This window comes from Hyphomonas sp. (assembly GCF_036964145.1).
Taxonomy (GTDB): domain Bacteria; phylum Pseudomonadota; class Alphaproteobacteria; order Caulobacterales; family Hyphomonadaceae; genus Hyphomonas.
Window position 1 is genome coordinate 146,469 of record NZ_JBALUC010000005.1, and the last position, 17,888, is coordinate 164,356.

A 17,888-nucleotide genomic window follows, 5' to 3' on the forward strand; every position below is an offset into this window, starting at 1 on the left:
TCTTGACCTCAAGTCGGCTTGAAGTGGCAGGATGCCTCCACAAGATCGCAAAGACAAGGAGCGCGGCACGATGAGCATGGCGAACAAGGATCAGGAAGAGATGTGGAACGGCGTGGGCGGCAAGGCCTGGGTGCGGGCCCAGACCCTGCTGGATACGGCGTTCCAGCCCTTCGCGGACATTCTCGTCAAGGCGGTGACGGCGGCAGGCGCGACGTCTGTGCTGGACATCGGGTGTGGCACGGGCGCGACAACGCTGGCCATGTCTGAGGCGCTGGGGCCGGACGCGGACTGTCTTGGGCTCGATATTTCCGAAACCATGATCACCCATGCGAGGAAACGCGCTGCCGAGACCGGATCGACGGCGGAGTTCATCGTCGCCGACGCGCAGACCCATCCTTTCGAGGCCGGACGGTTCGGCATGATCACGTCCCGGTTCGGGGTGATGTTCTTTGAAGACCCGGTCGCCGCCTTCCGCAATCTGAACCGCGCCGCGCAGCCGGGCACAAACCTGATCATGTTCAGCTGGCGCGGTCCGGAGGAGAACCCGTTCATGACCGCCGCCGAGACCGCCGCCCGTCCCCTGCTGCCCGGCCTGCCGGAGCGGGAGCCGAACGCGCGGGGCCAGTTCGGCTTTGCCGATAGCGCGCGGGTGGAGCGCATCCTGTCAGAGGCCGGGTGGAGCGATGTTGCGAGCGAAAAGATCAACGTGCCCTGCCGCTTTCCCCTCTCGACCCTGGACCTCTATGTCTCGCTGATGGGACCGGTCGGCTATGCGATGGCACAGGGCGTGGACGAGGAGACCCGCGACAAGGTGATCGAAGCGGTCCGGGGCGCGCTGATGGAATTTGTCGAGGGGGCCGAGATTGTCTTCACGGCTGCTTGCTGGAAAACGACAGCTCAATCATGATGAACCTTCGCAGTGAAGCGGGTCAGAGGCCGCCTTTTTGCATGCCTTCATTCCCGGCACGCGCGATGTCGCGGTAGTCATTCGCTATTGCGGATTCCAGATCTGCCGGGTCGATCGGAATAAAGCGCGTAGTTCCCGTCTTGCCGGATGGCGGCCGGATGATGAGGGTCGTACAAATGCGGCGAAACGCCCGGAATGCCACGCCGTCGATCGGTTCCTCTTCGGTCTCGACCGTGTAGTCGCCAGCAGGGTATTCGCCATCCAACTCGCCCAGGCAGAAGGGATTGCGAAAGGTGACCATGTTCTTGGTAATGCGATTGACCATTAAGTTGTCTCCCTATTTGAAGCGCATGGAAACGTGCCCGAGGATTCGGATCACGCTTTAATCAATCTTCTGAGTTTTCAGTCAGGGAAGAATAACCATCTCCGGGGCCATTTCCGGCCCCGGAGCTGAATCACTACCGCTCTGAGGCCGCCCGGTGGACGCCATCAAGCGGTCCAGTCCTATTTCTTGGCTGGATTGGCATTCGGAGCACTCGGCTGGGATTTGCCAGCCGCGGGAGCTTGCTGCTGAGGTGCTTTCGGAGCCTCGGCGCTCTTGACGGATTTGTCCTGGTTCTTTTCGTTCTTATGGTCGGACATGATATTGTCTTTCGGTTTTCACGGAAATGATGTTCCGTCTCCCTAATATGGGGGACTCAAGCGAACATACATCAGGCCAGAAATAATATAGTTTCCTTACGGATTTTTATGCATCAATTACAAGGTGCGCGGGCTACAGCGTTCAGAAAACTAACCTGTTTTCCAGTCTATCTTGCCGGCATCTCGCAGATCGTGCCCAGTTGCTCGTAGGGGCGATTGCAGGCCCAGCCATCCCCCGCATAGTTGAGATGCGCATTCGTCGGCATCACCACAGGTACGCAATTGCCTCCGGACTTCTGATATCCGCGTTCACATTTCCACCGCTCGCCATAGGCGCTGCTGGAGAGGTAGCCATATTCGGGCACCTTGATCTTCTCACAGGCGTCCCTGCTCTCTGCGTATCCGTGTTCGCATTCCCAACCTGACCCATATTCGGTGTCCGTCAGGTGAGCGTTCGGCGGCACGGTTATCTTGGCGCAAATCGACCCGTCTGAATCATAGCCCCGGGCGCAGGACCAGCTTGTCCCGAAGGAATCGAGATACGCGTTCGTCGGCACCGTGATGGCGGTGCAAATCGCATCTTTCCGGGCGAAACCGTAATGACATTCCCAGCCGCGCCCGTAAGCGGAGTCGGTGGCATAGGCATGGTCCGGCACGGGGATCTTTGTGCATTCATCGCCCTCTGCCCTGAACCCGGCATTGCAGGCCCAGCCATCCGCATAAGATCTTTCACTGGCATTATCGGGGATGGTCGTTTGGGCCTGCGCAATCGGAGCAAGCCCCAACACACCCCATACAGCCAGTCCGCCAAGCATCTGGCCGACGGATATTCTACTCGTGTTTTTCATCAAAATGTTCCCGGTACGGAGCACAAGAAAGATGCCCGTGGCGAAGCTGCCCGGAAGGGGCTTGCAATGCTGTGTCATGTGGCAGGCGCGTGACGCCTCCTCAACAGCTCTGCCACCCCTGCCTATGCGACAGGGCTGGAAGACATGATGGGGTTCGCTTCCACGGATGTGTTCGTAGCATCTATATGGGGTGGGGAAGCGAATTTACATCCCGGCCCCGCACTGGATGGCTCAGGGCAGTCAGACCTCCTGCAGGCCGATGGTCGCCAGCCGCGCCAGCAATTCGATCCAGCTTTCCTCGATCGCGGGGGTCCACGCTTCAGCAAGGGCCTCGCGGCACGTATCGCGGATAGCAATGAATACTGCATCAAGCTGGGTTTCCGAAACGCCATAGCCCTCATGCGTCATGCGGGCAGCCTGAAGTTCGTACTTCGGCAGGTCGTTGCCTTCGGCGATGCCAATGATGCAGTCAAAACAGGTTGCCAGCATGGAGCCACGCACGCCGCCATCTGTGTCCATGGCAAACAGGTCTTCATATTCGGGATGCTGGGCGAACAAACGCGTGTAAATGCGCGATACGGGGTCGCCACAGAGCTCGCCGAAGTGTTCGAGCGAGGCAATGATGAGGGCGGTCTGAGTCATAAGCAATCCTACCGGGCGACCGCCCGGCGTGGCAAGCTCATCCGCCGCGTAGTTTGAGGACGAGGCCCCGTGTGGCGCGCTGGCGCATCTTGTGGTGGCGGGCAATGCGGCGGGCGAGGGTTTGGCGTTCCTCCCGCGTGCGGCCGAGGTCATAGAGCTGGACGGCGATATCGAGCGCGGCCTGCTGGTCGCGACTGGGGCGGCGCGCGCCGCCGGTCTCTTCGGCCCAGCGGCCCGGATGGAAGGAGGCCGTTACTTTGGGCTGGTCATTACCGAGATAGTAGAGAAACGCCGCCGGGGCCGACACATTGCGGATGATCGTGTCCGGAATGAAATGCAGCCAGTCCTGATGTTGCTGCCAGCGCCATGTATTGGGCGCGTTCTTGGTCCGCACACGCAGGGCGATGATTCGCAGGCGGCGCTGGACAGCGGTCCAGTCCTGTCCTTCCCGCTCGGCCTGCAGTTTCATGAGGCGGATCACGCTCTCCATCGTCCCGCCCGTCGCCACGAAATCGACAAGGGCAATCGGGCGCGGACCCGAGGCGATGGCCTTGGGGCCAAGACCTTCGGAATTGAGATAGTCGAACAATCCCGCAAGGGCAGGCTCGGGGATCTGATTGATCGACCCGGCATTGCGCAGGGAATACTGGACCAGGTGAAGACTGGGCACATCGCGCAGGCCCTCGAAGCATCCGGACAGGTAATCATAGAGGCTTTCCGGCGTCCGGCCGATAAAAGCGAGGTCTGAAGTATTGGCATGGGCCAGCACCCGCGCCGCCGTCGAGCGCAGGGATTCGAGGAACATGTCGTTGAGCGGCGCGCCGGGCGCGAGACCGCTGATGAGGCCGCCCAGCTGTTCCCGCCGGGCGACATTCCACCGGAAAGGTGTCGCCAAGATCGTTTCTCCCATTGTTTTGATTGAGTATAGGGCCTGCGGGGCAAGCTTTCCAAATCCTGCGCGGGGGCTTACATGCCCCCTATGAGCCAAACGCTGACACTTCTGGGCATCGAGACGAGCTGCGACGAGACCGCCGCCGCCGTGCTGCGCCTGCAGGATGGGCGCGCCGAGCTGGTCTCCGACGTAATCCGCACGCAGCTGGACGAGCATGCGCCGTATCTGGGCGTGGTGCCGGAAATTGCCGCGCGCGCGCATGCGGAACTTGCCGACCTGACCGTGAAGGCCGCGATGCATGAAGCGGGGATTTCCTATTCAGAGCTCGATGGGGTGGCGGCCACAGCCGGCCCCGGCCTGATTGGCGGCGTGCTGGTTGGCATGATGACCGGCAAGGCGATCGCGCAGGCGGCGGGCAAGCCCTTCGTAGCGGTGAACCATCTGGAAGGGCACGCGCTGAGCCCACGGCTCGGCAATGATTGCCCCTTCCCCTATTTGCTGCTGCTGGTTTCGGGCGGGCATTGCCAGTTCCTGGAAGTACGCGGCCTCGGAGACTATCGACGGCTCGGCTCGACGATTGATGATGCGGTGGGCGAAGCCTTCGACAAGACGGCCAAGACGCTGGGGCTCGGCTTTCCGGGCGGACCTGCGGTCGAGCGCCTCGCAGAGGGTGGCAACCCGCAGGCCTTTGCCCTGCCCCGCCCGCTGCTGAACCGGCCGGGCCTCGACATGAGTTTTGCAGGGCTGAAGACGGCTGTTGCCCGCGCAGCAGCCGAGAACACGATGAATGATAACCGGATGAAGGACCTCTGCGCGAGTTTCCAGACCGCAGTCACCGACATCCTTGCGACTAAGGCCGCGATGGCACTGGAGGCGTTTGATCCGGGTGGGGATGGCACGAAGCGATTTGTCGTGGCGGGCGGCGTCGCTGCCAACAAGGCCATCCGCGCCGCGCTGGACGACGTGGCCAAAGGCGCAGGTGCGCGCCTGATTGCGCCACCGCTGAGACATTGTACGGATAATGCCGCCATGATCGCTCTGGCCGGAGCGGAAAGACTGGCGGCGGGCCTCGTCGAAGGCGAGGCCGGGGACCTTGGCACCGGGGCGAGACCCCGCTGGCCGCTTGATGAAGCGGCGGCGAACTCAGCGCCTGTCTACACAACGGGCCGCCGGGGCGCCAAGGCCTGATCAGGCCGCACTTCTATACTGCAAATTCAGCAAGCGAATAGGTCGCCGCCAGGATGGCGATTGCCATCGGGAGCGCCGCAAGCAAGGCGGCCAGGGACTGGCGAGCTTCGGTCTTGGAGAGAGTCATTGATCTGGTCTTTCAGCGTTTCAGGCAGCAACCATCGTTGCCTGTGATGGCCATATAGCAAGCACGTGAACACTAATCAATGAATAATTTCAAAATCGTTCAGTAATTAATCTATGTGCCGCTCCGGCACGGTCGCCCCGACGGACAATCCCGCGAGAACCAGATCCATCACACCGGCCAATTCCCGCTTCAGTTTCGGCAAGGTCAGGTGCGAGAACATCTGGGGAAAGCGGAACTTCATCATCGAGGCCTGGATCATCTCGGCCACCTCTTCCTTGCGGTCGAGTGGACGGAATTCCCCCGCTTCAATGCCGTTTTCGAGGATCTGGACGAGGTAGACCCGCTCCTGCGCCAGCTGTTCATTCATGAACAAGGGCCGCTCATCGGCCAGCGTCTCGGCCAGCTCGACAAGCTTGTCCTTCTCTTCCAGCGCCTCATAGGTGCGCTCCATGCTGAACTCAAAGAATTGGCGCAGCCGATCCGCCGCCGTATTCTGCTTCCGGCATATGCCTGCATAGGTCTCATAGAGTTCCGAGTTGAACTTCCGGCCAATGGCCTCGGCAATGTCGAGCTTGGAGGCGAAGAAGCGGTAGATGTTGCCGGCGGACATGTTGCAGTCCTTGGCGATCTCCGACATCGTGGTCTTGGAATAGCCATAGTGAACGATGCGTTCCATCGCGGCTTCCAGAATCTGCTGGCGGGTGTCTGTTATATCATTCATGGCGCCACCTTACTCGCTGATACTGAAGGATCAACGATTCATTCAGCCCATCGGTTCCTCTTTTTGGGAGTATGGGCACGTAGGTGGCAGTGTGGCATAGGAACGGAAGACACAGACCTAACCTGGAGCCGCCGCGCATGCCTCTTTTTTGCTTTCACAATCTCGACAATGAAACCGATGGGGCCGAATTGCGCGCCGCCACCCGGTCTGCCCACCTCGAATGGGCGGCAGGACTGGGAGACCGGCTGCGCATGGCCGGGCCGCTCCTGTCGGAAGACGGCGCCATGATCGGCTCCCTGTTCCTGGTGGAAGCAGAGGACCTCGCCTCGGCGCAGGCGCTCGCCACTGAGGACCCCTATGCCAGGGCCGGCGTGTTCGCGCGCGTCGACATCCGCGAGACGAAATGGCTGATCGGAGAAGGCAAACGGACATGAGACAGTTCGTCCTCGGAAATCTGAACTATTCCAGCTGGTCGATCCGGCCATTACTCGTGGCCCGGCGGGTGAATTTGCCCGTCGAGGAAGTGATCGTGCCGCTCGACTTTCCGGACACGTCAGCCAAGCTGAAGGAAATCAGCCCGACGGCGAAGGTGCCGCTGCTGATCTGGGACGATGTCACGGTCTGGGAAAGCCTGGCGATTACCGAATGGATTGCGGACTGGGCCCCGGCCGGAGATGTCTGGCCGGAAGATGCGGGCAAGCGCGCCATTGCGCGCGCCGTGACGAGCGAGATGCATGCGGGCTTCCCCGCGCTGCGCAAGGCGTGCCCGATGGACATTCGCGGCCGCGAGCCCGCGCCGGAGATGACCGAAGCGCTTGAGGCGGACATTGCCCGTATCCAGACAATGTGGAACGAGTTGCGCGCCGGACATGGCGAGGGCGGCCCATTCCTGTTCGGCAAATGGAGCGCGGCGGACGCATTCTATACGCCTGTAGTCACGCGCTTTCGCACCTATGGCCTGCCGCTGAGCGGTGCAGCCGCAGAGTATTCTGCCGCCATTCTGGAAGACCCGCTTTTCCTTGAGCTGGAGCAGCAGGCGGAATCCGAGTCGTGGTGGATCAAATATACGGCTGACGGGCGCTCAAGCGGTTATCTCACGACGGAAGAGTGAGCAGATCATAGTCGAGATCGTGCCGGAACAAGGTCCGGATATGATCCGTATAGATATCCATCGCCTCGCCGGTGAACAGTTCCGATAGTGACGTTTTGCGATTCTGCAGAACGTTCGGCTCCGCATCCGGATCAATCTTTTGCGCCATGGCGTCCTTGGTGCCAGCAGCGAGTGCGACGTCAATGGCCTCGGGCGGGAGGTCAAGCGACCAATGGTCTGACACGGCTTGCAGCACGGCGCGGGGATCTTTCTGCGTTTGCTCATACTGGACGACATGGATCGTGTCGCTGTGACGGGCGCGAATGTCGCCCCAGCGATTCCAGAAGCGCGCGAGCCAGTACAGGTCACAGCGATATTTAGACCCGCCGGGGTCGCCCTTCAGATAGGTCAGCCAATCAACCTGGATGTCATATTCCCATTTGGCGTGATGGCTGGCGAGGATGGCCATGGGATGGCGCACGGCGAGCACATAGGGTGGCAGGTCGGCCAGGCTGCGTGCCCATCCCCACTCTGCAAGCTGGTGCGGAATCGTGTGGCTGAAAGCGAGAGACGGCAATTCCGCAAAGGTTGCATCGTCCTTCGGCCAACCGATGTAGGGGCGTACAGCGTTCTCTGAAAAATAGGTCGGGTGGGGAATACCGTGAGTTTCTGCAAGCGCGACCGCCAACATGTATTTGAGCCAATGCGTGCCGGAATTCTTTGACGTGACGAGCATGCCGTCAAACCGGCCATGGCGGAGAACCGAGAAATTCGTCCAGGATTCATTGCGAACCTTGGCGCGATACTCGCGGGGAAGTGACTCTGACATGACCACAATCCCTATTGCGCGCCAGCGGGGGGCGCAAGCGCTGTTCAGCTGTTGGGACTTCAGGTCTTCAGGCCTGCCTTGTCTCTGAACACCTGCAGCAGGGCGAGCTGTTCGCGCGTTGGCACGCCTTCGGCCTCCGACACGGCAACCAGCATGGCATCAAGATCGACGATCTCTTTCGGGCCGAGCTGGGGCGCGCTGACCACCAACTGGCTCAGCTTGCGCATGGCGGCCTGCGGGTCCGGCGCGGAATTGGTAACCCAGGCAGCATGGGCGGACAATTCATCGGCCTCGGCCTGGGTGAAGTTGAAATTGCGCATGATCTCTTCATCGATGGTGCGGGCCTGCCGCTCGGTCAGGGGCCCTTCCCGGCCGCGGGCGACTTCCATCATCATGATGGCGGCGGCTTCGCGCGGATCCTCGATCAGGCCGATGCCGCCCCGTCCGGCCTTGTACCTGAAGGTGAAGCGGCGCGGCGCATTAGTGATCGTGCGGGCCGTGTCCATCGCGACCTTCGCGCCACGGCGCGCCATCTGGATCCGCCACGACCAGATGCCGATCGTCGTCAGGATACCCAGAATGAGAAGCAGGATGTGCATGACTGTGTATGTAGCGCGGCCCGACAGACCGCGCTACTCACAATACGATCAGTTGTCGCCAGCGTCTGCCGGCACGGCGGCATAGGCCTGCGCCAGAACATAGGCGCGGATCGATTCCACCTCTTCCGGGGTCAGATGGTCGGCGAACGACACCATGCCATTGGCGGCAAGGTTGCCGTCGATCACGACGCCCTTGAAGGATTCGGCATGCCCAGAGATGGCTGACCAGCGCAGGTCCGGAAGCACGCCGGAGCTGACCGCCAGCGGACCGTGGCAGACGGTGCAGTTACGCGCATAGTGAACCGCGCCTTCGGCAATCAGGGCCTCATCCCCGAACGCTTCGCCCTTCGGCGTCTTGTCGATCATCGGGAAGTCCGGATCGGCGATTTCGCCCGTGCCACCCAGCTTGAAGGTGACCACTTTGCCAACCGTGGACGGAACCGTCTCGTCATAGGCAAAACCAGCCGAGAGGCCAAAGGCACTGCCCCATCCGGTCGTGATGGTGACATATTGCTCGCCATCAATCATGAACGTGCCCGGACCGGACGCGCCGCCGGATTTCAGGTCATGGCTCCAGAGCTTGTCACCGGTCGCCGCATCATAGGCTGCGAAGTCACCATTCAGCTTGCCCTGGAAGACGAGACCGCCCGCCGTGGAGAGGACGCCGCCATTCCAGGCATTGTCATGCTCGACCGACCAGCGCGCTTCGCGGGCAATCGGGTCCCAGGCAATCAGGCGGCCCTTCAGGGTCGAGCGCAGGAATTTGGCAACTTCCGGCGGCGCGATCGGTGGCACGCCAGCGGCGAAGTCTGCGCCGGTATTCCAGCCGACCGGCTGGGTCTCGAACCGCGAGTCGCGGGCATAGGACTGAGGGATTTCCTGCGCGGGGATATAGGCGAGGTTCAGATCCGGATTGAACGCCATTGGGTGCCAGTTATGGGCGCCGAGCGGTCCCGGCAGCTGCTGGTAGGGCACCGTGCCATAGCGGGCGTCGGGAATTTCAATCGGCCGGCCATTCTCATCGAGGCCGGTCGCCCAGTTCATCGGCACGTAGGCATCGCCGGACAGGAACTCGCCGGTTTCGGCATCCAGCACGTAGAAGAAACCATTCTTCGGGGCCTGCATGGCCACGCGGCGGCTTTCGCCATCTTCACCAACCGGCAGGTCTGCCAGGATAATTGTCTGCGTGGCGGTATAGTCCCAATTGTCTCCCGGCGTGGTCTGGAAATGCCATTTGTACGTGCCCGTGGCGGCATCAACCGCAACGATGGAGGACAGGAAGAGATTGTCGCCAGCGGACGGATCGCGGAACTCACGGTTCCAGGGCGAGCCATTGCCAACGCCGAAAATGATCTGGTCGTTGACGTCATCATAGACAATGGAATCCCAGACCGTACCGCCGCCGCCATCGGTGACCCAGGCGCCTTCATCACCCCAGGTCACATTGCCGATGTCTTCAAAGGCGGCGTCGGATATCTCGCCGTCGGGCTGTTTCTCCGGGTTCGGCACAGTGTAGAAGCGCCAGACCTTGTCGCCGGTGGTGGTATCATAGGCGGTGAGATAGCCGCGCACGCCCAGCTCTGCGCCGCCATTGCCGATCAGCACCTTGCCATTCACCACGCGCGGCGCGCCGGTGATTGTGTAGGGCTTCGACTGGTCGACGGTGATCTTGCTCCAGACGACTTCGCCCGTCTCGGCGTCAAGCGCCTCAAGTCGGCCATCAATCACGCCGACAAAGACCTTGCCGTCATAGACGGCCACGCCGCGGTTCACGACATCGCAGCAGGCCTTCACACCGACGGCGCGGTCGACATCCGGATCATAGACCCACAATTCCTCGCCGGTCTTGGCGTCGAGTGCATAGACCAGCGACCAGGCAGAGGTCACGTACATCACGCCGTCCACGACAATGGGCGTCGATTCCACACCGCGATTGGTCGCAAGATCATACGTCCACGCAACACCAAGGTCCGAGACCGTTTCCGTGTTGACCTCGATCAGGCTGGAATGGCGCTGCTCGTCATAGGTGCCGCCATAGGTGAGCCATTCGTCACCGGCGCTCGCCGTGCTGATGCGGTTGGTGTCGACGGCCGCGAAGGCTTCCGGCTCCGCTGCGGGTTCGGTGTCTGCGGTTTTTGCCTGCCCGCAGGCAGCAAGGATTGCGAAGGATGCTCCCGCAATCAAGGTGGACTGCCAGTTCGCCATGGCCGTTTCTCTCCCCGGTCTGTTTCTGCAAACGGTCTGATGCCGTGCTCGATGAGAAGAGTAGAGAAGGCAGGCCGATTGTCGAGACCTGTCTTTGGGTCAGGCGGGGGCCACGCGGGCCTGACCCGTATGGACCGAAAGGTCTGCCTGCGCGGCTTCGATGGCCGCCTCGATCAGGACGCGCCACTCCGCCTTGCTGGCTGCCGTGTCGGACCCAGCCGGGAATGTGACCGAGCGGGACGCATTCACAACGCCGCCTTCGAGGCGGTTTCCGACCGATTTGAACCCAGCCAGCGCATCCTCTGCGCCGCCGCCTTGCGCGCCATAGCCCGGCACGAGGAAGAGCGCGTCCGGGGCGAGCTGCCTCAGCCGACGTGCCTCATCCGGCCCGGTTGCGCCAGCGACCAGCATCAGGCTGGACCAGTCTTCGCTCCCCTTGAGGCGCGCGATGGCCGGAGCCAGCGCTTCCACGACGCGCGCATAGAGCGGCGCGCCCTCAAGGTCTCTTGCCTGGAAATCGGCTGAACCGGGATTGGACGTGCGGGCGAGCACCACGACCCCCTTCCCGTTCGCCTCGGCTTGCTCAATGAATGGCTCCAGCGTGTCGAGCCCCATATAGGGGTTCACCGTCACGGCGTCTGACGGGAAAGGCGCGGCGTCTGACAGATAGGCCGCCGCATAGCCCTTGGCTGTCGTGCCGATATCGCCCCGCTTGGCATCTGCAATGACGAGAAGGCCCGCGTCTTTCGACGCTTCACACACATGTTGCAGGGCGCGCATGCCCTCCGGCCCGTGGCGCTCGAACAGCCCCACTTGCGGCTTCACCACGCAGGCGCGATCCGCGGCAGCGGCCACGACGGCTTCGCCCCAGGCCGCAAGACCGTCCGGCGTATCGCCGCCGAACAGATCCGGGATGCGGCCGGGATGCGGGTCGATCCCGACGCAGAGCGGACCAATCTGGCGGGCACCAGCGATGAGACGGGAGGCGAAACTCGTCATGGCGTCACCCGGCAGGCGACTTTCACGACCTGCAGGCGGCGGCGGGCATTGTCAGACATCGGGCCGTAGGTCTCCTCGGCAAAGGTCTCGGTCGGGCCATCCTCGCGTTCGACGCTGAGGCTGGTCAGGAAGGCGTCCAGAGAGGTCGGCGCGGCGGTATAGATACGGCCCCGGCGCGGGCTTTCCGCCACGATCACACCCCGGACCGTGCCCCAGGCATCGAAAACAGGCCCCCCGGAAATGCCGCCCAGTGACCCGGACAGGCCGCGTGTCCGGCCAATTTCGGCCCAAGCAAGGATCGGTTCGGCGCCTTCGCGGCGACCACGCGTGATCAGTTTGGAGCGGGACATGAGTTTCGTGGCTACCTCACCCGGCCGCCCCTGCGGATAGCCGACATGATAGCCAGCCGTACCGATGCGGAGGGGAGAATTCAGGTCCAGCTTGACCGAATTCGGGCTGCGCCCCGTCGACAGGAGGGCAAGGTCATGGTCCGGATCGACCACGATGCTATCAACCGGCACATACTGGCCCGGCGCCACCAGCAGGCCGACGGAATTGCATCCATCGACCACGTGCCGGGCGGTGACCCATTGGCCATTCTTGTTGACGGCAAAGGCCGTGCCGATGCCATCCTTGGGCTCGCTGACCTGGACCAGCACTTGCTCATCCAGCGGAGAGGGCGGCGGCAGCGTCGGGCCTTCGGATTCAAGAACGCTCGGGGGCGGCTCCGGCGCGTCAGCCTGCGGATCCTGCGAGAACATGGTCCAGACGACAACGCCCAGAACCAATGCGTAGATCACCCAGTCAAACGAACGCATCACAGCCGGTGCACCTCCGTCAGAACCTTTGCAGGACCGGGTCCCAGAGACCCGCTGCAATAATCATCGCGGATGCCAGCTTGGCGGAGACGAGGACGACTGCAGCGCCGGCCTCCTCCTTCTCGATCCGTTTGGGAATATCGGTCAGCAAGACATCAACGAGGCGATAGACCAGGAGCTGGATCAACAAGGAAACGATCCCCCAGATGGCGAGGTCGATCAGTGTGACACTTGAGGCGAGGCAGGAAGCAATTGGAATGGCAAGCCCCACAATTGCACCAGCAAGCGCGAAGCCCGCGGCCGAATTGCCCTCCTTGACGAGCGCCAGCTCCTTCCACGGCGTCAGGAGCACGTATATGGTGCTGGCAATGGCCAGCATCGCGCCAGCCGCCGCGGTCCAGATCAGAAAGCGTGGGAATGCCTCGACAAAGGCAAGAGTTTCACCGCCCATAAACGCTCGCTATTTCCTCGGTTACAAATCAGCCCTATCTGGACCAAACCTATCCCTACCCATAGCACGCCACAGCCTCAAGGAGACATATTCATGATCAAGGGGAAAACCGCCCTCGTTACCGGCTCCACCAGCGGGATCGGGAAGGCCATTGCGGACCGGCTTGCGGGCGCAGGCTGCGATGTCGTGCTGAACGGGTTTGGCGATGCTGATGAGATCAAGGTGCTACAGGTCGAGATGGAACAGGAACACGGCGTACGGGTCGGCTATTCCGGCGCTGACCTGACCAAGCCGGAGGCCATTGAGGAAATGATGGCCTATGTGACCGCCGAATTCGGTGGCGCGGACATCCTCGTCAACAATGCCGGAACGCAATTCGTGTCGCCGCTGGAAGACTTCCCTGTGGCCAAGTGGGATCTGATCATGGCGCTGAACCTGTCAGCGGCTTTCCACACGACCCGCCTCGCCATCGGACCGATGAAGGCAAAGGGTTGGGGCCGCATCATCAATACGGGCAGTGCCCACGCCAAGGTCGCCTCGCCGTTCAAATCCGCCTATGTCGCCGCCAAGCACGGCCTGTCGGGACTGACCAAGGTGACGGCGCTGGAGGGTGCGGAACACGGCGTACGGTGTAACCTGGTGTGCCCCGGCTATGTCCACACGCCTCTGGTCGATGGACAGATTGGCGACACTGCCAAGGCGCGCGGCATGACCCGCGATGAAGTTGTGAAAAACGTGCTGTTGGCCGCCCAGCCGACGAAGGAATTCGTCACGGCGGAGCAGATTGGCGGCTTTGTCGCTTTCCTTTGCTCGCCCGATGCCGACCAGATCAATGGCGCCGACCTCTCCATGGACGGCGGCTGGGTCGCACAATAACTCACTGAAAGGTCATTTGACGCCGCGGCGTCATTACGGAATACGTATCGACTGATGTTCCACAGGATCGCCCTTCTCTGCCTCAGCCTGTTGCTGATCGCATCCGGCACGGCCAGCGCCGCGCAAGGGAGCTGCCCTGCGTCCGATGCCCGCCAGATGGCGCATGTCATGCCGGCCATGGATGCCGACTGCGACATGGGCATGGGGGCGATGGACTCGTCGCACCCGGCGGATAAGGACGGGTCTTCCCACGACACGGCCTGTTGTTGCCCGGCCATCGTTGCAGCGCTGCTGAGTGCCGCTGTCCCTGAAGGCCGTAGCGACCTTTACCCGCCGCTGTTCAATATTCCCCTTGATGCCTCCCCTCTTTCGGTCGCATCCGTTCCGGAGCCGCCTCCTCCCCGGGCCTGATGATCCTCGCATAATTTCAGGATCAACCCGGAATAAAGGAGAAGGCCTTGTCCTTCCTTTCCCGCGCCGCGCCTTTCGCGGCCTGCCTCACATGGGCAGCACTCGCTCCCATGGCCGAGGCCCGTCCCGTCTCCTACCCAGGCGGCTGGACGGTCATGCAGATGAACAATGGAGATTCCTCCTCGCTGCATGCGCATTATTCGCCCACCGCATCGGACTCGATCGGGTTCTATGCAGAACGCAACTGGGCCGAAGACGTCCAGTTCACCGGCCTGCAATACAACCGGCTGCTGAAACGCTGGAATGGCCCCTCAAGCCAGGCGAACACCTATCTGAAGCTGGGCGTCGGCCAGGCGGATCCCTTTGGGGATGCGTCTGCCGAACTGTCCGGTTTTGCCGGGTTCGCTGCCGACTGGGAGACCCGCCGCTGGTTCGCCTCGTATGAGGCAAAGGCCACCGACTATGCGGGCAACAAGAGCGTGCGCCACAGCGGCCGCGTCGGCGTTGCCCCCTATATCGGCGATTACGGCGACCTCCACACGTGGCTGATGCTGCAGGTGGACAACCATCCCGAGGGCGATGAGCCCATCACCACAACCCCCCTCGTCCGGTTCTTCAAGGGCGTCCAGATGGTCGAGCTCGGCTACACGCTGGAAACCGAAGAACTGCTTGCGAACTGGATCATCCGGTTCTGATTTCCAAAGGATATTACTCATGAAACTGATCAAAACCGCTTTCGCCTCCGTCGCCCTCAGCCTGCTTGCCGCTCCGGCCATGGCGGAACATCATATGGAGCATTCGAAGATGGACCATTCGGCGCATGCCGACATGGTCGCTGAGCCCAATACCGATGCCGACCCGGCCACTTCCGCCCAGACCGTCACCGCCAAGGTGAACGGCCTTGTCTGCGATTTCTGTGCACAGGCCGTCCGCAAGGTGTTCAAGAAGCAGGACGCCGTCGAAAGCGTCAATGTCGACCTCGACTCAGGCGAGATCGTGCTTGGCCTGAAAGCTGGCGCAACGCTGGATGACGAGACCATCGGCAAGCTGATCCGCAAATCCGGTTACTCGCTGGTCAGCATTGACCGGGGAGAGGGCGCATGAGCGAAGACGTAAAATCGCCGAGCACGCTGCCGGCTTTCCTGTCGCTGTTCACCTCGACCGGCACACTGGTCTGTTGTGCCCTGCCGGCCCTGCTGGTCAGCATCGGCGCCGGCGCCGTGATGGCCGGACTGATCGAGGCCGTGCCGCAGATCACATGGCTCGGCAGAAACAAGACGCTGGTGTTCAGCATCGCGGCCGTCATGATCGCGCTGGCCGGGGCCTGGCAATGGCATGCAAGGTCCCTGCCCTGCCCGATTGATCCGGTGAAGGCGCGGGCGTGTACGCGGGCGCGCCAACTCAGCTGGATCGTCTGGTGGATCAGCGTCGTCGCATTTCTGGTGGGCGGGTTCTTCGCCTTCTTCGCGGCGAGCCTGCTCGGCTGATGGGTTCGGGGCCCGGCTTGAAAGTCGGGCCCTTTTCCTATTCCTGCAGGATTTCCCCGAGACAGGCCGAAATGCTTTCGGCCGTGTCTTCATGAGTGAAGAAGGTTTTCAGCTGCCACTCCTCGTCCATCAGATAAAGGAGCGACGTATGGTCCATCGTGTATTCGGACTGGCTGTCTGATTGTTCGACGCGGGAATAGTCCGACAGGAACTCGTCGGCTGCGGCGCGCACCTCTTCCGGCGTGCCGGTCAGGCCAACCAGATTCTTCGGAAAGCGCGGCGCCTTCACATAGCTGGCCAGCACGTCAGGCGTGTCCCGTTCCGGATCGACCGAGATCAGCAGGGTCTGCGGTAGCTCGACGCCTTCCGGCAACATCTCATAGGCGCGTTCGACATTGACCAGCGTCATCGGGCAGACATCCGGGCAATAGGTGAAGCCGAAATAGATCAGGGTCGGATGGCCCTTGAAATCTTCCTCCGTCACGCGATCACCGGAATCCGACACAAGCGAGATCGGCCCGCCAATCTCGGGATAGGCGCGGCTGAGACAGCTGGCCTGAACGCCGCCGGACTTTGGCGCGCCTGCAGAATCTGCTTCCGGCGCCGATGCGGGGGAACAGCCGGACAGAAGCGCCGCTGCCAGCAGCGCAGACGAAGTTGCAATCGATCTGATCATCATGACCGCGATATGCGCCGCAAGCGGTGCTTGGCGCAAGCGTCACGCTGCCGCATAAGGCGCGGATGGATGATTTGGCCCGCGACGGACACATAGATCTTGACGATGCGATCTTCACCCTTCCCCCGGAAGGGCTGGGGTCGGCGCAATCCGCCCTCGGACGCACGCGCCTGCGCACCTTCATCACGCTGCGCTGGCTGGCCGTGGCCGGACAGACGGCGGCGGTATTGTTCGTGGCGTTCGGTCTTGGCTTCGACATGCCGCTGGCGCTTTGCCTGTCGATCATTGCGGCGTCGGCCTGGCTGAACGTCTTCCTGTCATTCGCTTTTCAGAGCCAGCGCCTGACGCGCGGCTGGGAAGCGACGCTGCAACTGGCCTTTGACACGGTGCAACTGGCGGCGCTGATTGCGGCGACTGGCGGTCTGTCCAACCCGTTCCTCCTGCTGCTGGTCGCGCCCGTCACTGTGGCCGCCCTCAGTCTCAGTCCCTTCCGCGCAACCCTGATCGCCCTGCTGGCCCTGTTGCTCGCGGCGCTGATGCCGTTGATCCATCTGCCCCTGCCCTGGGGCGTGGCGAATTCCTCTATCACCTTGCCGCCCCTGTTCCAGCTTGGCCAGTTCGCGGCGCTTGCCGTGGGTGTCGTCTTCTTCGCCCTGTCGGCGGCACGGGTCAGTCAGGACGAGGCCCGGCTGGTGCGCGCGCTGGATGCGGCCGGCGTCGTGATGGCGCGCGAGCAGCGCCTCTCCGCGCTCGGCGCAATGTCCGCCATGACCACGCACGAACTCGGCACGCCGCTCGCCACCATTCACCTCGTCGCCAAGGAGCTGCAGGCGGATTTGACCGAGGATGATCCGCGCGCCGAGGACATTACCCTGATCGCCGAACAGGCCGACCGGTGCCGCGCCATCCTTGCCACGATCCGCGAGGCCCGCGAGGCGACCGACATTGTGCATGCGCAGATTCCGCTCGATTCCCTGGTCGCCGAGGCGGCGGCGCCGTTCAAGGGGCTGGGCGTGGATGTGGGCGTCCGGGCCGAACCCGGCGAAGGCGGCGCCCCGCGCGCGCCAATCCTGAAGCGCAGCCCGGAAGTGCTGCATGCGCTGGGCGCCTTTATCGAGAATGCGGTCAGCTTTGCCGATACGCGCGTCAACGTGGTCGCCACCTGGACGGCGGACCAGATCATGATCACGATCAGCGATGACGGGCCGGGCTTTGCCGCCGAAGTGCTGCCAAAACTGGGCGAGCCCTATGTTTCACAACGGGGCGAGGCGCATCTGGGCGGCGGCGATATGGGCCTTGGCTTCTTCATTGCCAAAACCCTGATTGAACGGACCGGGGGCCGTATCGCGACCCGTAACCGCACTCCGCCCAAGAAGGGCGCGGTCGTCCAGACCCTATGGCCATTGAGTATTTTGCAGGCACCTGACTTGGATTAAGGGCCGGTTCAGACCTATATGGCGGTTATTGTATCAAGGATATG

At 62.2% G+C, this 17,888-nt stretch carries 23 protein-coding genes; 10 read left to right on the forward strand and 13 right to left on the reverse strand.

Annotation, left to right across the window (positions count from 1 at the left end; translation table 11 throughout):
- Positions 1-31: 31 nt before the first annotated feature.
- Entirely contained in the window at positions 32-907 is an 876-nt protein-coding gene (locus tag V7660_RS15020; RefSeq protein ID WP_335603862.1) for a class I SAM-dependent methyltransferase, read from the forward strand.
- A 22-nt stretch (positions 908-929) separates the two neighbouring features.
- Here V7660_RS15020 and V7660_RS15025 read toward each other — a convergent pair whose 3' ends face one another.
- From V7660_RS15025 to V7660_RS15045, 5 genes are all read right to left on the reverse strand, one after another.
- Entirely contained in the window at positions 930-1,232 is a 303-nt protein-coding gene (locus V7660_RS15025) for a hypothetical protein (protein WP_335603863.1), read from the reverse strand.
- A 179-nt stretch (positions 1,233-1,411) separates the two neighbouring features.
- Positions 1,412-1,549: a hypothetical protein gene (locus V7660_RS15030; RefSeq protein WP_335603864.1), complete on the reverse strand. Its 138-nt coding sequence runs from the start codon at positions 1,547-1,549 to the stop codon at positions 1,412-1,414.
- A 167-nt stretch (positions 1,550-1,716) separates the two neighbouring features.
- On the reverse strand, positions 1,717-2,397 hold the full coding sequence (locus V7660_RS15035; RefSeq protein ID WP_335603865.1) for a hypothetical protein: 681 nt from the start codon (positions 2,395-2,397) through the stop codon (positions 1,717-1,719).
- Between the two features lie 240 nt (positions 2,398-2,637).
- Positions 2,638-3,039 carry a globin gene (locus tag V7660_RS15040; RefSeq protein ID WP_335603866.1) on the reverse strand — a complete coding sequence of 134 codons (402 nt, stop codon included), beginning with the start codon at positions 3,037-3,039 and terminating at the stop codon, positions 2,638-2,640.
- A 37-nt stretch (positions 3,040-3,076) separates the two neighbouring features.
- On the reverse strand, positions 3,077-3,934 hold the full coding sequence (locus V7660_RS15045; RefSeq protein ID WP_335603867.1) for a hypothetical protein: 858 nt from the start codon (positions 3,932-3,934) through the stop codon (positions 3,077-3,079).
- A 75-nt stretch (positions 3,935-4,009) separates the two neighbouring features.
- Here V7660_RS15045 and tsaD point away from each other — a divergent pair, with 75 nt between their 5' ends.
- The gene (gene tsaD, locus V7660_RS15050) at positions 4,010-5,119 is read left to right on the forward strand and encodes a tRNA (adenosine(37)-N6)-threonylcarbamoyltransferase complex transferase subunit TsaD (protein ID WP_335603868.1); all 1,110 of its coding nucleotides are present in this window, start codon (positions 4,010-4,012) and stop codon (positions 5,117-5,119) included.
- Positions 5,120-5,352: 233 nt separating this feature from the next.
- On the opposite strand, the gene V7660_RS15055 is transcribed toward tsaD, so the two are convergent.
- Positions 5,353-5,967, reverse strand: a complete 615-nt coding sequence (locus tag V7660_RS15055) for a TetR/AcrR family transcriptional regulator (RefSeq protein WP_335603869.1) — start codon at positions 5,965-5,967, stop codon at positions 5,353-5,355.
- Positions 5,968-6,104: 137 nt separating this feature from the next.
- Between V7660_RS15055 and V7660_RS15060 the strand changes: the two genes are divergently transcribed.
- The gene (locus V7660_RS15060; protein ID WP_335603870.1) at positions 6,105-6,401 is read left to right on the forward strand and encodes a YciI family protein; all 297 of its coding nucleotides are present in this window, start codon (positions 6,105-6,107) and stop codon (positions 6,399-6,401) included.
- The gene (locus tag V7660_RS15065; protein WP_335603871.1) at positions 6,398-7,078 is read left to right on the forward strand and encodes a glutathione S-transferase; all 681 of its coding nucleotides are present in this window, start codon (positions 6,398-6,400) and stop codon (positions 7,076-7,078) included. Before V7660_RS15060 ends, V7660_RS15065 begins: the two co-directional genes overlap by 4 nt.
- On the opposite strand, the gene V7660_RS15070 is transcribed toward V7660_RS15065, so the two are convergent.
- The 6 genes from V7660_RS15070 to V7660_RS15095 all read right to left on the reverse strand — a co-directional run bounded on the left by V7660_RS15070 (position 7,062) and on the right by V7660_RS15095 (position 12,958).
- Entirely contained in the window at positions 7,062-7,886 is an 825-nt protein-coding gene (locus V7660_RS15070; protein ID WP_335603872.1) for a sulfotransferase domain-containing protein, read from the reverse strand. The genes V7660_RS15065 and V7660_RS15070 overlap by 17 nt on opposite strands.
- A gap of 59 nt (positions 7,887-7,945) precedes the next feature.
- Positions 7,946-8,485 carry a hypothetical protein gene (locus tag V7660_RS15075; protein ID WP_335603873.1) on the reverse strand — a complete coding sequence of 180 codons (540 nt, stop codon included), beginning with the start codon at positions 8,483-8,485 and terminating at the stop codon, positions 7,946-7,948.
- Between the two features lie 48 nt (positions 8,486-8,533).
- The gene (locus tag V7660_RS15080; protein ID WP_335603874.1) at positions 8,534-10,690 is read right to left on the reverse strand and encodes a PQQ-dependent dehydrogenase, methanol/ethanol family; all 2,157 of its coding nucleotides are present in this window, start codon (positions 10,688-10,690) and stop codon (positions 8,534-8,536) included.
- A gap of 99 nt (positions 10,691-10,789) precedes the next feature.
- Entirely contained in the window at positions 10,790-11,689 is a 900-nt protein-coding gene (pyrF, locus tag V7660_RS15085; protein WP_335603875.1) for an orotidine-5'-phosphate decarboxylase, read from the reverse strand.
- Positions 11,686-12,507, reverse strand: a complete 822-nt coding sequence (locus V7660_RS15090; RefSeq protein WP_335604084.1) for a S1 family peptidase — start codon at positions 12,505-12,507, stop codon at positions 11,686-11,688. The genes pyrF and V7660_RS15090 overlap by 4 nt, the downstream gene beginning before the upstream one ends.
- Positions 12,508-12,526: 19 nt before the next feature.
- Entirely contained in the window at positions 12,527-12,958 is a 432-nt protein-coding gene (locus tag V7660_RS15095; RefSeq protein WP_335603876.1) for a DUF350 domain-containing protein, read from the reverse strand.
- A gap of 93 nt (positions 12,959-13,051) precedes the next feature.
- Between V7660_RS15095 and V7660_RS15100 the strand changes: the two genes are divergently transcribed.
- Genes V7660_RS15100 through V7660_RS15120 form a run of 5 tightly spaced genes read left to right on the forward strand, consistent with a single transcriptional unit; the run spans position 13,052 to position 15,732 of the window.
- Positions 13,052-13,834: a 3-hydroxybutyrate dehydrogenase gene (locus tag V7660_RS15100; RefSeq protein ID WP_335603877.1), complete on the forward strand. Its 783-nt coding sequence runs from the start codon at positions 13,052-13,054 to the stop codon at positions 13,832-13,834.
- Positions 13,835-13,888: 54 nt separating this feature from the next.
- Positions 13,889-14,245: a hypothetical protein gene (locus V7660_RS15105; RefSeq protein ID WP_335603878.1), complete on the forward strand. Its 357-nt coding sequence runs from the start codon at positions 13,889-13,891 to the stop codon at positions 14,243-14,245.
- A gap of 47 nt (positions 14,246-14,292) precedes the next feature.
- Positions 14,293-14,940 carry a hypothetical protein gene (locus tag V7660_RS15110; RefSeq protein WP_335603879.1) on the forward strand — a complete coding sequence of 216 codons (648 nt, stop codon included), beginning with the start codon at positions 14,293-14,295 and terminating at the stop codon, positions 14,938-14,940.
- Positions 14,941-14,959: 19 nt separating this feature from the next.
- Positions 14,960-15,349: a heavy-metal-associated domain-containing protein gene (locus V7660_RS15115; protein ID WP_335603880.1), complete on the forward strand. Its 390-nt coding sequence runs from the start codon at positions 14,960-14,962 to the stop codon at positions 15,347-15,349.
- The gene (locus V7660_RS15120; RefSeq protein WP_335603881.1) at positions 15,346-15,732 is read left to right on the forward strand and encodes a hypothetical protein; all 387 of its coding nucleotides are present in this window, start codon (positions 15,346-15,348) and stop codon (positions 15,730-15,732) included. The genes V7660_RS15115 and V7660_RS15120 overlap by 4 nt, the downstream gene beginning before the upstream one ends.
- Before the next feature lie 37 nt (positions 15,733-15,769).
- On the opposite strand, the gene V7660_RS15125 is transcribed toward V7660_RS15120, so the two are convergent.
- The gene (locus V7660_RS15125; protein ID WP_335603882.1) at positions 15,770-16,411 is read right to left on the reverse strand and encodes an SCO family protein; all 642 of its coding nucleotides are present in this window, start codon (positions 16,409-16,411) and stop codon (positions 15,770-15,772) included.
- Positions 16,412-16,473: 62 nt separating this feature from the next.
- On the opposite strand from V7660_RS15125, the gene V7660_RS15130 reads away from it, so the two are divergent.
- On the forward strand, positions 16,474-17,844 hold the full coding sequence (locus V7660_RS15130; protein ID WP_335603883.1) for an ActS/PrrB/RegB family redox-sensitive histidine kinase: 1,371 nt from the start codon (positions 16,474-16,476) through the stop codon (positions 17,842-17,844).
- Positions 17,845-17,888 lie beyond the last annotated feature (44 nt).